General features: G+C 68.3%; 15 protein-coding genes and 1 pseudogene. 5 read left to right on the top strand and 11 right to left on the bottom strand.

What is annotated here, in order from left to right; translation table 11 throughout:
- Positions 1 to 16: 16 nt before the first annotated feature.
- The 8 genes from OIE13_RS03390 to OIE13_RS03355 all read right to left on the bottom strand — a co-directional run bounded on the left by OIE13_RS03390 (position 17) and on the right by OIE13_RS03355 (position 5917).
- Positions 17 to 1672 carry a replication initiator gene (locus OIE13_RS03390; protein ID WP_326829511.1) on the bottom strand — a complete coding sequence of 552 codons (1656 nt, stop codon included), beginning with the start codon at positions 1670 to 1672 and terminating at the stop codon, positions 17 to 19.
- Positions 1669 to 1830 (bottom strand): hypothetical protein, encoded by a 162-nt coding sequence (locus OIE13_RS03385; RefSeq protein WP_326829510.1) that lies wholly within the window; start codon positions 1828 to 1830, stop codon positions 1669 to 1671. Before OIE13_RS03385 ends, OIE13_RS03390 begins: the two co-directional genes overlap by 4 nt.
- Positions 1823 to 2023, bottom strand: a complete 201-nt coding sequence (locus OIE13_RS03380; RefSeq protein ID WP_326829509.1) for a hypothetical protein — start codon at positions 2021 to 2023, stop codon at positions 1823 to 1825. The genes OIE13_RS03385 and OIE13_RS03380 overlap by 8 nt, the downstream gene beginning before the upstream one ends.
- Positions 2020 to 3432: an FtsK/SpoIIIE domain-containing protein gene (locus OIE13_RS03375; RefSeq protein WP_326829508.1), complete on the bottom strand. Its 1413-nt coding sequence runs from the start codon at positions 3430 to 3432 to the stop codon at positions 2020 to 2022. Before OIE13_RS03375 ends, OIE13_RS03380 begins: the two co-directional genes overlap by 4 nt.
- A gap of 85 nt (positions 3433 to 3517) precedes the next feature.
- The gene (locus OIE13_RS03370; RefSeq protein ID WP_326829507.1) at positions 3518 to 3835 is read right to left on the bottom strand and encodes a hypothetical protein; all 318 of its coding nucleotides are present in this window, start codon (positions 3833 to 3835) and stop codon (positions 3518 to 3520) included.
- On the bottom strand, positions 3832 to 4281 hold the full coding sequence (locus OIE13_RS03365; RefSeq protein ID WP_326829506.1) for a plasmid replication, integration and excision activator: 450 nt from the start codon (positions 4279 to 4281) through the stop codon (positions 3832 to 3834). Before OIE13_RS03365 ends, OIE13_RS03370 begins: the two co-directional genes overlap by 4 nt.
- Positions 4282 to 4400: 119 nt before the next feature.
- A complete protein-coding gene (locus OIE13_RS03360) occupies positions 4401 to 5117 on the bottom strand; it encodes a GntR family transcriptional regulator (RefSeq protein ID WP_326829505.1) in 717 nt (238 codons plus the stop codon).
- A 389-nt stretch (positions 5118 to 5506) separates the two neighbouring features.
- Complete coding sequence (locus OIE13_RS03355; protein WP_326829504.1) at positions 5507 to 5917, bottom strand: hypothetical protein; 411 nt, start codon at positions 5915 to 5917, stop codon at positions 5507 to 5509.
- 126 nt (positions 5918 to 6043) lie between these two features.
- Between OIE13_RS03355 and OIE13_RS03350 the strand changes: the two genes are divergently transcribed.
- Entirely contained in the window at positions 6044 to 7057 is a 1014-nt protein-coding gene (locus OIE13_RS03350; RefSeq protein ID WP_326829503.1) for an IS630 family transposase, read from the top strand.
- A gap of 188 nt (positions 7058 to 7245) precedes the next feature.
- Here the strand turns inward: OIE13_RS03350 and ltrA are convergent, their stop codons facing one another.
- From ltrA to OIE13_RS03335, 3 genes and pseudogenes are all read right to left on the bottom strand, one after another.
- Positions 7246 to 8625, bottom strand: a complete 1380-nt coding sequence (gene ltrA / locus OIE13_RS03345) for a group II intron reverse transcriptase/maturase (protein WP_326829502.1) — start codon at positions 8623 to 8625, stop codon at positions 7246 to 7248.
- A 943-nt stretch (positions 8626 to 9568) separates the two neighbouring features.
- Positions 9569 to 9808, bottom strand: a pseudogene (locus OIE13_RS03340) (tyrosine-type recombinase/integrase); the annotation flags it as partial.
- 125 nt (positions 9809 to 9933) lie between these two features.
- On the bottom strand, positions 9934 to 10560 hold the full coding sequence (locus OIE13_RS03335) for a hypothetical protein (RefSeq protein ID WP_326643260.1): 627 nt from the start codon (positions 10558 to 10560) through the stop codon (positions 9934 to 9936).
- A gap of 176 nt (positions 10561 to 10736) precedes the next feature.
- On the opposite strand from OIE13_RS03335, the gene OIE13_RS03330 reads away from it, so the two are divergent.
- The 4 genes from OIE13_RS03330 to helR all read left to right on the top strand — a co-directional run bounded on the left by OIE13_RS03330 (position 10737) and on the right by helR (position 15925).
- Positions 10737 to 11318: a papain-like cysteine protease family protein gene (locus tag OIE13_RS03330; RefSeq protein ID WP_326643262.1), complete on the top strand. Its 582-nt coding sequence runs from the start codon at positions 10737 to 10739 to the stop codon at positions 11316 to 11318.
- 122 nt (positions 11319 to 11440) lie between these two features.
- Entirely contained in the window at positions 11441 to 12028 is a 588-nt protein-coding gene (locus OIE13_RS03325) for a hypothetical protein (protein WP_326643264.1), read from the top strand.
- A 303-nt stretch (positions 12029 to 12331) separates the two neighbouring features.
- Complete coding sequence (locus tag OIE13_RS03320) at positions 12332 to 13567, top strand: glycosyltransferase (RefSeq protein WP_326643265.1); 1236 nt, start codon at positions 12332 to 12334, stop codon at positions 13565 to 13567.
- Positions 13568 to 13756: 189 nt separating this feature from the next.
- Entirely contained in the window at positions 13757 to 15925 is a 2169-nt protein-coding gene (gene helR, locus OIE13_RS03315; protein WP_326643266.1) for an RNA polymerase recycling motor ATPase HelR, read from the top strand.
- The last annotated feature ends 7 nt before the right edge of the window (positions 15926 to 15932 follow it).

The raw sequence follows: 15932 nt of genomic DNA, 5'->3' as shown, positions 1-15932 counted from the left end.
TCGTCGTCCTTCTTCCTCACGCCGCCTCCCTCGTTGCCGAAGGGTCTTGTCCGGTCGCTTTGGCTTGCAGGGCCAGCAGGGTCGCTCGCCAGCGCTGGCGTTCGGCGACCATGCGCAGCAGCCGCAGGGCCAGGGAGGGAACGTCGCCGTCACCGGCCGGGACGGGCTTCCAGACGTAGCGGTGCGGATCGGGGACCTCGTCGGCCAGGCCGAGCGCTTCCATGACCCAGGTGCGCCGGTCGCGCCTGTGCTCGGACAGGGTCTTGTTCGACCACTTGCGCGAGACCAGGACGCGCCGACCCGCGTAGCCGAGGTGCTCGGGCTTGTGCGCCTTGCCCCGGCACCGGCCCGGAGTCATGCCCTGCTTGGCGCCTTTGGGCTGCACGCCGTAGCGCAGCCAGTTCGGGCAGGCCGGGGAGCAGGGTTCGTGACGGAGTGCTTCGACCATCCGGGCGGCATGCGCTCGCTGGGCCGGGTTGTCAGGGTCGAGGGTGTCACCGAGACTCTTGGTCAGGTACTTGCTCAGGTAGCGGATGCACTGGTCGGCATCCGGGGTGCCGCCGAGGATGCCCTGAACGTCGACCTGAGTGCCGAAGCGGACCACGTGCAGCGGTTCGGCCTCGTCATCGTTGCCGAGCTGGTCGAGTGCCTCGTGCCAGGTCGGGAGGAGTTCCCCGGTAGCGGGGTCGAGGTAGTCGCCGTCCTGTCCGTCCGGGTAGGAGGTGCCGTCTTCCCGTGGGGAACGCTCAGCCCACACCGGAAGGTGGTCGCCGTCGAACTTGATTTCATCGACGGACGGCCACCACACCTGGTGATAGGTCGCAGCCGCGATCGCCTTGACCTCAGCGCGTGGCATGGTGCCGCGGATTGCCATGTGCAGGTGAGGAGCGAGCCGCTTCTGTGGTTCGACGGAGGAGAAGTACTGCACGTCATAGCCCGAGACCCGGCGCAGGTTCTGCACGAAGCGGTCGACGAGCTTGGAGAAGTGCAGCGCGTCTCGCGCGGCCCGCGTGTAGTCGTAGGTGTCCGGGTCGATGGGCACGCCGTCGCGCACCTTCCCGTAGGAGGGAAGCGTGAGGGTGACGAACAGCGACGGCCGGTAGACGGCCCCGTCCGAGCCGGTGAAGGTACGCCCGAGCGTGGTGTTCTGCCGGATCTTCTTGGGCAGGTCGGGGGCGTCTTGGCGCCGCCGGGTCGAGCGGTTGCGCTTGGCGGTGGTCCGGCCGAGCAGGTTGCCCCGCATTCCGGCCTCGTTGATCTCGGCATCGAGCCCGGCGAGGATCGCGTCCAGGTCGCCGGTGTCGTCGCCGGCCTTTTCCGCGGCATCGCGCTGGGCCTGCATGTCGGCGCGGAACTCCACCAGCCAAAGCTGTTCCTCGTTGGGCTCATCCGGAGTCGTCGAGGGTTCGGCTTCCAGGTGCCAGCCTTCCCGGCACTGGGCCATCCGCAGGTAGCGGTTACGCCGAGCGCAGGAGGGACACTTGGCGTCCATGGTGGCCCCGCAAGGCACGTTGACGTCCTCGGTGAGCCCGGTGTGAGTGTCCAGCCGACGCAGGACCACCGGCCGGATGCACACGCCGTTGTGCCTGGCGATCTCCACCGCCACGTCCAGCGCGAGCGGCATTCTCTGACGCTCGGCACGCGACAGGCCGCGCTCGTTGGGGTTGCTCACACGTCCTCCCCATCGTGGTCGTGGTCGAGGTCGAGGAACGCACCCTGTCCGCACTCGCGGCACTCGACCAGGCCGCGCAGCAGGTCCAGCCACAGCGTGTTGACCGCGCCGCAGGCCGAGCAGCGCAGGCCGTCGAGGATGTAGGCCAGCTCAGTCACGCTCGCCCCTCTCCACTTCGGACAGGTCAGCCGACAGCCGGAACGTGGTCTGGTAGGGGTCAGCACTGACCTCGATGTTGAACAGTTCGAAGGCCAGGACGGGCTGAGCGTGACCGGTTCCCAAGACGGCCAGGATGGGGCGCTTACACACGCGGGTGATCTCCTCGTCGGTGCCGTAGAAGCAGACCCTCACGCGGCCACCTCCAGCGCCATCGCGCGGATGTCGGAGTCGGAGACGTACGCGGCGCGCACCCGGATCGGATCGGGTGAGGTCTCCAACCGGACGTAGCCGATACCGGCCCCCTGCTCGGGGATCGGCGAGATGTGGTCGGCCAGCGCGCCCCTGTCCCGTGCGCCGTCGCCGAGGACCATGTCGACCTGCTCGGACTCGTCGAGGCGGAGCGCGATCTTGTCGGGGAACAGGTTGCGGATGTTCATGACCTCTTTGCGCGGGTCCTGGAGAGCGGCCAGGACGCCGAACCCGACCGCGCGGCCCTGTGTCGTGAGCGTCGCCAGGGCAGCGGAGATACGGAGCTTCAACCCCTTGTCGGATTGGTAGGCGGTCAGGAACGCCACCTCGTCGACCACCACCAGGACGAACGGGTCATCGACGGAAGGAGTGTGGGAGCGCTGGAGTCCGGCGTAGCGGTCGGCCCGCTCCTGCATGATCTGTACGGCGGATTCGAGGAGGTCGGCGCAGTCGGCCGGGCTCGCGGCGTAGCGGGTGCCGAACAGGTCGCGTCCGTAGGACAGTTCCATCCGTTTGGGATCCAGCGCCCACACTTGGGCCAGGCCCGCGCGGGTGGCGGGCAGTAGGCCGCGGATCGTCGACCAGATGACCGAGCCCTTGCCCGCCCCGGTAGCCCCGGCGACCAGGACGTGAGTGCCGTGGACTTTCAGCAGCCAGGGTTTGCCGTCCTCGCATGTGCCGACCTCCACCGGCCCCACCGATGCCTCAGCCGGGACCGGTACGGCCGCAAGCGGAGTGGCCAGGGGATCACGCCGGGGGAAGACGAGCAGTAGCCGGCCAGAGCGCGCGATGGAGACCCGGCAGGATTGAGCACCGAACCCGTGGGCGAGATGGTCGGTGCGCTCAGCCCAGTCCTTGACCGCCTGCCCGGTGAGCATCCGCACCGTGACCAGGTCGGCCCACGAGGTGCAGGTGACGCGGACGAGGCGGGGCAGGTAGTCCCGGCCGCGTAAGTGTCGTCCGAGCCCGGAGATGATCATTACCGGTTGCCAGTGCCGCCGGTAGATCCACACCAGTCGCCACCAGGCCAGCAGCCGCCAGCCCAACAGACGAAGGAACGAGGGACGAGCGAGCAGGCACCAGGCGGTGAGGCCGAGCGGGACCAGGACGGTGAGGACGACGCCCCAGCGCCAGCCGTAGAAGTAGGTGAGCGCGCCGGGGGTGAGGGCGACGGCCGAGGCGATGGGGTGGCGCCACAGCAGCCGCAGGGCACCGGCCAGCAGCCGCCACGTGAAGATCAGAATCGTAAGGATCGCCGGGGTGCGGAGGACGGCCGGGCGGAAGACGACGGCGGTATCGGGGGTGGTGGAGACGAGGTGCTGTGCCTCGTCGCCGGGCAGTTTTCTGAACATTAGGCTTGAGCCCTCTCTTGATTCGCGTCTGGGGAGAACCGAGGGGCCGCCGGAAGTTGGCGCTTCTGGCGGCCCCGCTTACGTGTCAGGCCGCCTTGCCCTGCTCGGCCTGGTCGGGGTTGGTGGACTGTTCGGTGTGCAGGCGCTCGCAGTCGGCGAGGTAGCACGCGGTGGCGTCGGCGAGCCGCCGGGCGAGGGTCACGTCCCGTTCGGTGACCGGTCCGCCGCCGGTGGTGGAGATCACCACCTGTGCCTGTGCGGTGGACAGGTTCAGGAACGGCCGCCCGTTCCCGGCACCCAGCGCCATGACCGACAGGTCCGGGGTACGGAACGAGATGTCGAGCCGGGTACCGTCCGCATCGAGCGAGATCGAGGCACGGGTGTAGGGTTGGTGCTCACTCACGCGGCCACGTCCTTACCGGCTGTCTCCTTGGCCGAGGTCGGAGCGCTCTGCCGAGCGGGAGCTGTCGCGGAGCGGGGAGTCCGCATCGCGGTTGCCCGGATCGACCAGGCCAGGCGGCCGGTGCTCTGGCCGACGTAGGGGGTTGCGGTCATGCCGTCGAACTCGACCGGTACGAACGGCAGGCCCGGCAGCGCGGCCGGGGGAACCGGCTGGACCGGGGACAGGATCTTGACCGCCACCGTCTTCTGGCCGGCCTTAACGGTGGGGTCGGCGTCCATGACGGCGACCTGCCAGACGAGTTCGCCGGTGTTCTTGTCCTTGGCGTAGACCGTGCGCCCCTTGCTGGAGGCGTCGAAGTCCTTGACCTGCTCGACCTCGCCGACGATGTAGCAGCCGTGCGGGAAGACCTGCGTGAAGCTGATCGGGATGGGGCCTTGGATGGCCATAAAGGTTCCTCTCTTCCAGCGGCAACCAGATGTCCGGTTGTTCACTTGTCCGCTTGAGTTGAGAGTAGCCCACTCCCACTTGTCCGCACAAGTGAATGAGTGAGGCAGGTGGAGAAGGCTTAACTCACCGGGTAGACATCCTGGAGTTCGTGTAGGTCACCAGGGAGCGCCACGCTCATCACCAGGAGCACGCTCCCAGCGGCGTCATGCACGGTGGCCAGCACCCCGAGGACAGGCTTGGAGGAGCCGAGCAACTCCGCCTCTTCCTTGGTCGGGTTACGCGCGGTCAGCCGCTCGGTGATGTGATCGAAGCGCAGGTGCTTGACCGCCTGGAGGTGATGACGCACCCCGCGCGCCAGCGGTTCGGGCTTGTCGACGTCGGTGCCCAACGCGATCTCCAGCGGGAACCACAGGGTTTCCACCGCCGACAGCCGGCCCCCCTGCTCGGCCACGCGCCGACGCGAGATCACCGGCGTCTTGTCCTCAACGTTGAGGAGATGAGCAATGTGGCGGGGAGCCGGAACACGGGCCACCTCGGTCACCATGTCATCGCTCTCGGGCTGCTCGGCCACCGCCAGGCCCGGCCGGATGCGATCGGCGGCGCTCTCGGGACGGCCCTTCACGAACGAGCCGCGGCCGTGCTCACGCTCGATCCAGCCTTGCATGGCCAGCGTCTGAAGCGCCCGAACCACCGTCGTGCGGCCCACCCCGAACTCCCGGACGAGCTGCGTCTCGGAGGGCAGCATGTCACCGGCCGCGTACTGCCCGGCCTCGATGCGCTCCTGAATCGTGCCCATCACCTGGGCATACTTCGGAGGGGCGAAATCCCTGCTCATCTTAACCGCCCGATCACTCTTCCACTTGTCTGCACAAGCACAGTACCGGCTGAGGGCAGCCCTGTCAGGAGGCGCAGCAGCGACAGGCGGCTACCTGGCCAGCCCCGCCAGAATCCTGATCCACACCACCCGCGCCTGAGCAGGCGACCACGCCTCACTATGCAGCACGGCGCTGCGATTTCTGTCCTGAACCGTCTTGCGGATGAATGACAGACCGCCCGCATCGCACAATTCGTAAAACGTCACCCGGTGCTCATGACAGGTCCAGGCCGCCACCCGAACCCGCCCGAAACGCCGCGCCCTATTCCAGGTCAAAGACACACATCCGGGGGCAGCTGGTACGAGATGATGCGCCATGCACGACACTCCTCGCCGAGGAGGATTCCCGCTCATGATTCCTGCCGCTCGAAACGCACCGACCCGGCCGGGTCCACGGTCGCGTGGAAGAGCACCTGTCGCGACCAGTCATCCTGCACGGCGCTGAAGTCGCGAACCCGGTGGCTGATGCGGCCCCACACCGTCGCGGGCGACTCCATCCGACGCATCTCCGTGCGGAGCGTGTCCATCGCCGTGGCCTGCCCCGAGCTGACCCCGCACGGCCCGAGCTCGTCGGTTCCGCCGGAGGTGGTGAACACCTCCCACTCGAACATCTCGACGAGCTGTTCCGTACCGCCGCAGTAGATGCAGTCCTCGTGTGCCGAGAATTCCAGGCGCAGGCCCATGGCCGCCACGCATCCACGACGGGTGACGATCTTCCAGCCGCGCCCGTCGCACTCCGTGCACTTAACCGGTGTTGTCATGCCGGAAAGAATGTCCGGGCGAACTTTTCAGCCCTATCCCGCGCAGGTATACTGAGCCGATCGTAAGTTTTGGTACGTGTTGGGTAGCGGTGGGAGATCGAGTTCCGGCAGGCGCATGCTGGGGGTATGGCGAGAAAAGGTCGCAGAGCGACGTTCGAGGAGAAGGTTTTCGCCCTCCGGTTGCTGGAGGAGGGCATGTCACCGGATCGGGTGGCCGAGGCGCTGGGGGTGGGCCGTGAGTCGGTGTTTCGGTGGAAACGCCAGGCCCGGGCAGGTGGTGACGAGGCGCTGCGGATCAAGAAGGCGCCGGGTCGGCCGCGGCGGCTGACGCCTGGGCAGGAGCAGAGCGTCAAGGCGGTGGTGCGTGATGTCACCCCCCGTCAGGTACTGGGGACGGCGGTGGCATTGTGGACGCGGGCGCTGGTGGCGTTGGTGATCGCGGCCTGGTTCGGGATCGGTTTGTCGGTGGCGGCGGCCGGGAGGTTGCTGCGCGGGCTGGGCCTGTCGCCGCAACGCCCGGCCTATCGGGCATGGCGGCGTGATCCGGCGGCCGTCACCCGGTGGACGACGGTGCTGTTGCCGCAGATCTGTCGCCTGGCCCGGGCACGGGGGGCGCTGGTGTTGTTCGCCGATGAGATGAGCATGCGCGTCGATCACCGCGCCGGGACCACCTGGGGACTGATCGGACAGACCCCGGTGGTGTGCGCCGGGGCGCAGCGCCGGTCGGTGAAGATGTTCTCGGCGGTCGCCGCGGACGGCACGCTGCGCTACCGGCTGTGGCACGGCTCGATGGACCGCTGGGCGTTTCTCGGGTTCTGCGCGCAGCTGCTGCGCACCGTCATCGGGCCGATCTTCCTGGTCGTCGACGGCTCCTCGATCCACGCCGCCGCCGCGGTGCGTGATTTCATCGCACGTACCGGCGGCCGGTTGCGCTTGTTCTTCCTGCCCGCCTACGCCCCCGATCTCAACCCTGATGAGTGGGTCAACCAAAACATCAAGGCCCGGGTGGCTCGTGAGGCGGTCGCCGATGAACACGAACTGGCCGCGGCCATGCACAGCGGCATGCACCGGCTACAGAAACGCCCCGACATCGTCCGGGCCTTCTTCACCGACCCGCACCTGACCTACATCGGCGCATAACGCCGATAGTCCCAAAACTTGTAGGGTCGGGGGCTGGCGCGGTGGCTTCTCCTGGCGGGAGGGCCTGGGGCCTTCCTTCCGTCGGTTTCCCGGACGGGTGTGCCACCCCAGTGGCCGTGACCAGGTTCTTCGCTCCGTTTCCAACCCCCGCCACCTCGATCCGTGCATGCGGTTCTCCCGCACACGGCTCACCGACGTCGTTCACCGCCGGCATTCGGCCTTTCCCGCCAGGGCTTGCCCGCCCTGGGCGCGACGACGATTCCATACAGGCTGATCAAGCCGAGATCGCTGAGCGAGCGTTTCAGCACGCCCCGGCCGTAGCTCCGGCTGCGCCGGTGTTTTCGGCTGAGGAACAGCGCCAGGCGCATCCAGGCGAACTCTCTGATCTTGCTAAAGCGCCGGGCAGAATGCCCGTACCGGAAATAGCCAGCCCATCCCCGCAGGAACAGGTTGACCTCCTTGGTGATCGCTTCGGTGCGAAGCAGCAGCCTGCGGCCGTCCGTGAGGTCACGGATCCGGTCGCGGGCGTGTTGCATCGCCCTGTCTGAGGGCCAGCGAGCGAGGAAAACGAACGGCCGTTTCCCGTTGAACCCGCGTGAGCGCACCAGCCGGTGGTGAAAGCCCAGGAAGTCCAGGCCTTCCCCACCGACCTCCAGGTGCACGATGCGGGTCTTGGCGGCCTTCGGCTCCAAACCGAGTGCCGCCAGCAGCTCCGTCAGGCGGGCCAGGGCCCGCTCGGCTTGACCGCGGGACCAGCACATCACGATCGCGTCGTCGGCATAGCGGGCCGGCACGCCGTCCGCCTCGTCCCACGCCCGATCCAATCGGTGCAGGTAGACGTTACAGAGGACGGGTGAAACCACGCCGCCTTGTGGCGTGCCGGTGACCTCTCGCCGGATCTGTCCGTCCTCCATCACCCCGGCGCGCAGAATCACCCGCAGGAGCTTCAGGAGCGACTGATCGCAGACGCGTTCCTCGATCGCACGCATCAACTCATCGTGCGGAATCGCCGAAAAGCAGTTGGCGATGTCCGTCTCGACCACCCACCGGCGGCCCCGCGCCTGCTCCTCAATGAGCACTTGCAGAGCATCGTGTGCTGAGCGCTTCGGGCGAAACCCGAATGAGCAATCAGCCATGTCCGCCTCGAAGACCGGTTCGAACACGATCTTCACAGCGGCCTGCACGATCCGATCCCGAACAGCGGGAATCGACAACGGCCGGTACTCGTCCTTCAGCCCAGGCTTGGGGATCATCACCCGGCGCGCGGGCAATGGCCGATACCGGCCCTGCCGAAGTTCCGCGGCCAACTCCTCAAGAAGCCGGACGATCCCGTACTCCTCGATGTCGGCCAGCGTGGTCGCGTCGATGCCCGGTGCGCCGTTGTTGCTGCGCACCATGACCCACCCGCGCTCCAGAACGTCTCTGCGATAGACCTTGTCCATGAGCGCGTGGAACCGACGTCCGGGATCGGCCTTGGCCGCCCGGTAGAGCACATGCTGCAAGGCGCGGACCGGATCACGCGGAACACGCGGCCCCACGGCGGCGGGAATAGCCAAAACGGCACTCACCGAGCCCCTCCTCCACCTCAATATGCATCGACGAAGTAGCGGCCCTTCCCTCACCGCCGGTTATGTTGTCCGGTCGGCTCAAGCAGTACTACGGCCGCCTCCGACGCCCACCCGGCCAGCAATCCACTTCCCGGCGTTGACCGGTTATAGGACGCCACGCTCCGGTAACACCTTCCGCAGGTCACCGGGCCGGGGAGGGCCTCCCCAGTTCCCGCCGTCACTATCGATACGTTCCGCGCCCCATACGCCGGGGAGTTCTTCGCGGCTGCAATTTCCAGGCTCTTCGCCGCTTCCATGGCCTTCACCCCGATCACGAGGGGCTCGGCTCTCCCTTGTCCCGTCCGAAGACGGCTGAGTAACGACGCCGCAGGCTTCGCGTCATGCTACGGACCGCATCGTCGCTCCCCCTTAAGGGCTTTTGACGCTGGGCTTCGACCCCGCCCGTTTCCAGACGAAGCCGCCAGCCTGCTACCGGGCCTCCTGGCAGCTACCCGGACCGGACTTTCACCGGCAAGCGACGACGAGCTTACGAACATGCAGATCAGCCGCTATGTCACGGCTTCACCTCCAGTTCTACTGGGCGCACATGATCGGCTCAGTAGAAGGCCCTGTCGGCGCCTGAAACGCGGTCCTCTTGAAAACCCGCTAGTCCCCAATAGGGCCTCTTGTATCTTATTCGACTGCGCTCGAATGCCAGCGGCTATCTACGGCTGATCATTCTTCATGTATTCAAGCCCGCGGCTTGCGGCAGCAGAGCCGCAGGTCAGGGCGGTTCATTGGTAGGTCTGTGAGTTCGTTTACCCTTGCGAGTGTGGTCGGGGACTGGTGGACGTGGCAGGATCCTTTATCTCGGGGCAGTGGCTCGACATCAAGTTTTTATAGGGTGCGCTAGGTACGACAATGATCCACAAGTGGCCTGGCAGACCATTGCCAGACCATCGAGTCAACTGCCGGTCTGCCGGGGACGGCGCGGAATCATGGCCACCGTCGCCGCCGCCGCCTCCGCGACCTCCGGGATCACCGACGTGTAGACATCCGCGGTGAACGAGAACTTGCTGTGACCGAGCGTCTCCGACACGACCTTCATCGCCACGCCCGCCGCCAGCATCAGCGACGCCGCCGAGTGCCGAAGGTCGTGGAACCGGATCGGCGGCAGACCGGATCGGCGCACGAGGTTCTCGAACCGGTTCTCATAGCCCTCCTACGAGGGGTCGCAACGTGAGCTTTTCCTCGCCTTGCTTGAGCCGGTATGGCGTCCTCATCGCCCCTACGAGGGGAAGCGAGAGCCCCGGCACCAGAAGGTACGGGTCAGCCCCAGTCCCACTGGACGCCGACCAGGCCGGCCTGGAGGGGGCCGGCGACGAGATGGACGGCGTGCTGGGCGTTGAGGGTGAGTTCGCCGCGATCGTGCTCGTCGGCGCCCAGGCCGCGGCGGGCGAAGCGGTGGATGCGGACCGGTAGCGCCGCGGGGTCGAAGCCGACCCGCAGCATGTACTGGCCGGTGGGAAAGCGGAAACCCCGCTCGTACTCCCCGGCCTCCGCGCCGCTGGGATCGGCCATCTCGTAGCGGATCATCTGGGTCTCCCCGGCATCTCGTAGCGGATCATCTGGGTCTCCCCGGTCCGCAGCGCCCGGTCGAACAGCAGCTCGGCCACCACCAGGGCGGCCGGCCCGTCGCGGCGGACCCGGCCGACGCGGCGGCAGGATGAGGATCTCCTCCAGCGCGCGTACGGCACGCAGCGACTCGGGCCGCTCGGGCCGGCGCAGGCCCTGCTGCCAGTAGCTCAGGCTCGTCGTCCCGACCCGCAGGCCGCGCTCTCCCAGGCGGTGCCGGAGCCGGTTCAGGGTCAGGCCGCGCGCCTGGACCGCGACGCGCAGCGCGACGTGAAAAGGTCCGTCACGTAGCGCGGCCCGGAGTTCACGATCATCTGACATGTGTGAATGTTCACAGATTTTCACCATGCTGTCACCGCGGGGCGGCGCTCTTGTGGCGTGCTTCACGTCCACGTTCACACCACCCCTGCCGGGTGATCGGCCGTGTCTTGCCCGGCCGCTGTATCGGGCCGACCATCCCTTCAACAGCATCGGCTTCTCCCCCTCAGGAGCTCGACATGCCCTACCTCTCGCCCGGCAGGTTCCGGCGCACGGCCCTCGCGCTCGTGCTGACGACCGTGGCCTGGCTGGCGCCGCCCACCCTCGGCGCCCATGCCGCGGCCGCCTACCGCCTCAACATCACCATGCAGGCCCAGCAGTACACCAACTGGTGCTGGGCGGCCGCCGGCAACACCGTGGCCGCCTACTACGGCTACAACTACAGCCAGAACCAGTTCTGCAACCTGGCCTTCAACCGCTCGATGAACTCCAGCTGCCCCAACAACCAGGCCACCCTGGCCAACGACCAGAACGCCTTCCGCCAGATCGGCATCTCGCCCGGCAACTATGTCTACGACTACCTGACCTACAGCGCGGTGATCAGGGAGATGAACGCCAACCGGCCGGTGCTGACCCGGATCCAGTGGTCCTCCGGCGGCGGGCACATGCACACCATCTACGGCTACGACCAGAGCGGATCATGGGTCTACTGGGGTGATCCCTGGCAGTCGAGTTCCCGCTACAACTGGGCGAGCTACAACTACTACGTCGGCAACGGGTCCTTCTCCTGGACCCACTCCCTCAACTACATCGGCGCGTGAGGAGGCTCCTATGAAGCGCATCACAACGGTTCGCCCTGGCCGGATCCCTCCTGCTCGCCCCCGCCGTCGCCCACGCGGCCGCCGGCGACCCCACCCCCCAGAGCCCGGCCGAGGCCGCGGCCGTGCAGGCCGCACCACCCGGGGCCGGCGACGGGGCGGCCGCCCGCGCCGCCGCCTCGGCCCCGGACGTCCAGCGAACGCTCGGCAGGTTCTTCGCCACCAAGGGAGCCCCGCCCGGGGCCGACACCAGAGCGGTGGCGCCGATCACCGCGAAGGTGACCGAGCAGACCGTGGCCGTCAACCACCTCAATCCCGCCTTCGTCGCCGGCCAGTCGGCGGAGGTCTCCCGGTTCGCGTTCTTCGCCACCCAGGCCGACGCGGCCGACGGCCAGACCGCCTCGATCTGGACGACCCGCTCGCGGACCGGCGGCTGGCAGGTCAGCAACATCGCCAGCGGCAACGACGAGCGCGGGAGTGCTGCTCGCCGGAGGGTTCGCCGCCTGGGTCACGGGCCGGTTGGCAGGCCGGTTGGGCGGACACCCGCTCCGCCGCCGCACCTCCCGGATCTGAGCGGCACGCTCGTCACCGGACGCCCGGCCCGCGAGGCTGGGCGTTCCGTGCCGTTCCAGCGGTTGACCAGCGGGCCCGAGCCCGTGGAGCGGCGTACGACCAGCTCGGGCTGGAACATCAGCTCGATGTGCCCGCTGTGACCGTGGCCTCGCTGACCCCTGACTGCGCGGCGATGACCGCTACCTGGCGCTCATGCTCGACGGCCTGCGCGCCCACCCGGACATCCAGCAACTACCCGACAGCGACATCGGCCTGGCCGACCTCGGCGGCGATTGATGGCCGCCTTCGCCAATGGTCAGCCCTGATCCATCCGGGAGGGAAAGGGGAGTACCCACTCCTTTCCACTCTCAACGTATAGCGCACCGGGGGGCTTGCCACAAGACCCGGGTCGTGCCGCAGAATCGTCGGCCGAGGCCAGAATCTACGGAAACGGGGGACGCGAAATGCGTGTGTTGTTGTCGACGTACGGGTCGCGCGGGGACGTCGAACCGCTGGTGGGACTCGCGGTGCGGTTGCGGGAACTCGGCGCGGAGGTGCGGGTGTGCGCGCCGCCGGACGAGGACTTCGCGCAGCGGTTGGCCGGTGTCGGCGTGCCGCTGGTGCCGGTCGGCCAGTCGGCGCGCGCGCTGACGACCGGGGCGTCGCCGCCGTCATCCCTGCCCCAGCGCGCGGCCGAGTTGATCGCCGGCCAGTTCGACGCGGTCCCCGCGGCGGCCGAGGGATGCGATGCGTTGGTGGCGACCGGCGTGATGCCGGCCGCGGCCGGCGCGCGGTCGGTGGCCGAGAAACTGGGCATCCACTCCGTGTCCGTGACCTTCCAGCAGCTCACCCTGCCGTCGCCGCACCACCCGCCGCTGGCGTATCCGGGCCGGCCGTTCCCACCGGAGGTGACCGACAACCGGGTGCTGTGGGACCTGGACGCCCAGAGCATCAACGCGCTGTTCGGTGCGGCGCTCAACACGAACCGGGCGTCGATCGGCCTGCCACCGGTGGACAACGTCCGCGACTACGTCATCGGCGACCGGCCGTGGCTGGCGACGGACCCGATCCTGGACCCGTGGCAGGAGACGCCGGACCTCGACGTCGTCCAGACCGGCGCGTGGATCCTGCCCGACGTTCACCCACTCCCTGCCGAGTTGGTGGCGTTCCTGGACGCCGGCACACCACCGGTGTACGTGGGCTTCGGCAGCATGCCCATGCGCACATCGACGGATGTCGCCCGGGTGGCCATCGAGGCGATCCGAGCGCAGGGCCGCCGCACGGTCGTGGCCCGCGGCTGGGCCGACCTGGCCCTGATCGACGACCGGGACGACTGCTTCGTCGTCGGCGAGGTCAACCAGCAGGCACTGTTCGGCCGGGTGGCCGCCGTCGTGCACCACGGCGGCGCGGGCACCACGACGACGGCCACCCGGGCCGGCGCGCCTCAGGTGGTGGTACCCCAGGCGGTGGACCAGCCGTACTGGGCCGGCCGGGTGGCCGACCTGGGCATCGGCGCGGCACACGACGGTCCGACTCCGACCGCCGAGTCCCTGTCGGCCGCGCTCAGAACGGCCCTGACCCCCGAGACCCGCGCACGAGCAAGGGCAGTGGCCGGCACGATCCGCACCGACGGGGCGACGGTGGCCGCGAAGCTGCTGCTCGACGCGGTCAGCCGGGAAAGGCCGCCGGTGCCCGCGTGAACCACGCGGGATCGTCGAGCCAGGACCCAGAAGACGAGACCCTGCAAACCCTGGCGACCTGGACCGACAACGGCCACGGGGTCCACGTCAGACGGAGCGTTGCCCGTCATGGCCGCCAGGTTCGTCACGCCGGTCCAGACGCCTTGCTGCGCGCAATGTCGCAAGCGACCTCAGATCGGAGCCAATGACATGAATCCCCTGACCACCAGCGCGTTTGACCTTCCCGACCACCTCGCGCCCAAGGCCGACCCGACGCTGATCGCCGGCGATGAGCAGCACTTCGCGGCCATCGCGGAGAGCCTCGAGCAGTCGATCGCCGACCTGTCCGACCGCCTCGCTGCCGAGCGTAAGGCGCCCGGCGGCAAAGGCCGGCAGGCGATGGACCGGGACCTGGAGGTCCACCGGCTGACCGCTCGCCTGCGCGCCCTGCGTCGCTTCGGTTTGGACCTGTGCCTCGGACACATGGTCAGCGCAGACGACCCCGAGCCCGTGTACGTCGGACGACTTGGCCTTACCGACAGCGCGGGTCGTCGGCTGCTGCTCGACTGGCGCTCCCCCGCGGCTGAGCCGTTCTTCGGAGCCACCCACGCCAACCCGATGGGGCTGGCAATCCGCCGCAGGTATCGCTGGACCCGTGGCCGGATCAGCGACTACTGGGACGAGGTGTTCGCCTTGGATGGGTTTGTCGGGCACGCCGCACTCGACGACCAGTCCGCCTTCATCGCCAGCCTGGGCAGCAACCGGTCGGCCCGGATGCGAGACGTACTCGGCACCATCCAGGCCGACCAGGACGCCATCATCCGCGCGGGATCCCGCGGCGCTCTCGTCGTCGACGGCGGTCCGGGCACGGGGAAGACCGTCGTCGCTCTGCACCGCTCCGCCTACCTCCTCTACTCCGACCCTCGCCTCGGTCACCGCCGGGGTGGCGTGCTGTTCGTCGGTCCGCACCAGCCCTACCTGGCCTACGTCGCCGACGTCCTCCCCAGCCTCGGAGAGGAGGGCGTGCAGACCTGCACCCTGCGGGACCTCGTCGCCGAGGGAGCCGCAGCAGCGATCGAGGCCGACCCGGACGTGGCCCTCCTGAAGTCGTCCGCGAACCTGGTGAAGGCGATCGAGCCGGCCGTCAGGTTCTACGAGAACCCGCCCACCAAGGGGATGACGGTCACGACCCACTGGTCCGACATCTGGCTGAGCGCCGACGATTGGGCCGAGGCGTTCGAAGCACCGGAACCCGGCACTCCGCACAACGAGGCGCGCGACCAGATCTGGGAGGAACTGCTCACGATCCTGATGGACAAGCACGACGACGACGCCTCGGCTGACGACGGCGACGCCTCGGCCGGCCTGCTCCGCAAGTCGCTGCTGCAGAACAGGGAGCTGCTCACGACCTTCAACCGCGCGTGGCCGCTGCTCGAAGCGGCCGACCTCGTCGGAGACCTGTGGTCGGTACCCGCCTACCTGCGGATGTGCGCTCCCTGGCTCAGCCCCGATGACATTCGGACGCTGCAGCGCGGGGACGCCCAGGCCTGGACGGTGTCCGACCTGCCGCTCCTGGACGCGGCACGGCAGCGGCTCGGCGACCCGGAGGCGTCACGACGCAAGCGCCGGCAGGAAGCCGCTCTCGCCGCCCAACGCGAGCGTATGGCCCAGGTCGTCGACGCCCTGATCGAGGCCGATGACGACGGCGAAGGCCTCGTGACGCAACTGCGCCGAGAGGACCTCCAGCGAAATCTGGTTGACGAGTCCGAGCTGCCCACCCTCGACCCGGACCTGCTCGCCGGCCCGTTCGCGCACATCGTCGTGGACGAGGCTCAGGAACTGACCGACGCGGAGTGGCAGATGTTGCTGCTGCGGTGCCCGTCCCGGAGCTTCACCATCGTCGGCGATCGTGCCCAGGCCAGGCACGGGTTCACGGAGTCGTGGCAGGAACGGCTCGAGCGGATCGGGCTCGACCGGATCAACCTGGCCTCCCTGAGCATCAACTACCGGACGCCGGAGGAAATCATGGCGGAAGCCGAGCCGGTCATCCGGGCCGTGCTCCCGGACGCCAACGTGCCGACCTCCATCCGCAGCGGCGACGTCCCCGTCGTACACGGATCTGCTTCGGATCTGAGCTCGATCCTCGACACCTGGCTCGCCGCGCATACCGACGGGATCGCCTGCGTCATCGGTGATCCCACGTTCCGGGCGACGCCCCGCGTCCGGTCGCTGACCCCGGAGCTGTCGAAGGGGCTCGAGTTCGACCTGGTCGTCCTCGTCGACCCCGAGGCGTTCGGCAAGGGCATCGAAGGAGCGGTCGACCGCTATGTCGCGATGAGCCGAGCGACCCGGCAACTCGTCATTCTCACGAGCTCCTGACGTCGGC

Origin of the sequence: Streptosporangium sp. NBC_01810, assembly GCF_035917355.1 — a bacterium.
Lineage (GTDB): Bacteria > Actinomycetota > Actinomycetes > Streptosporangiales > Streptosporangiaceae > Streptosporangium.
The sequence above is the reverse complement of the archived record's forward strand: the minus strand, read 5'-3'. Positions and strand labels throughout refer to the sequence as shown.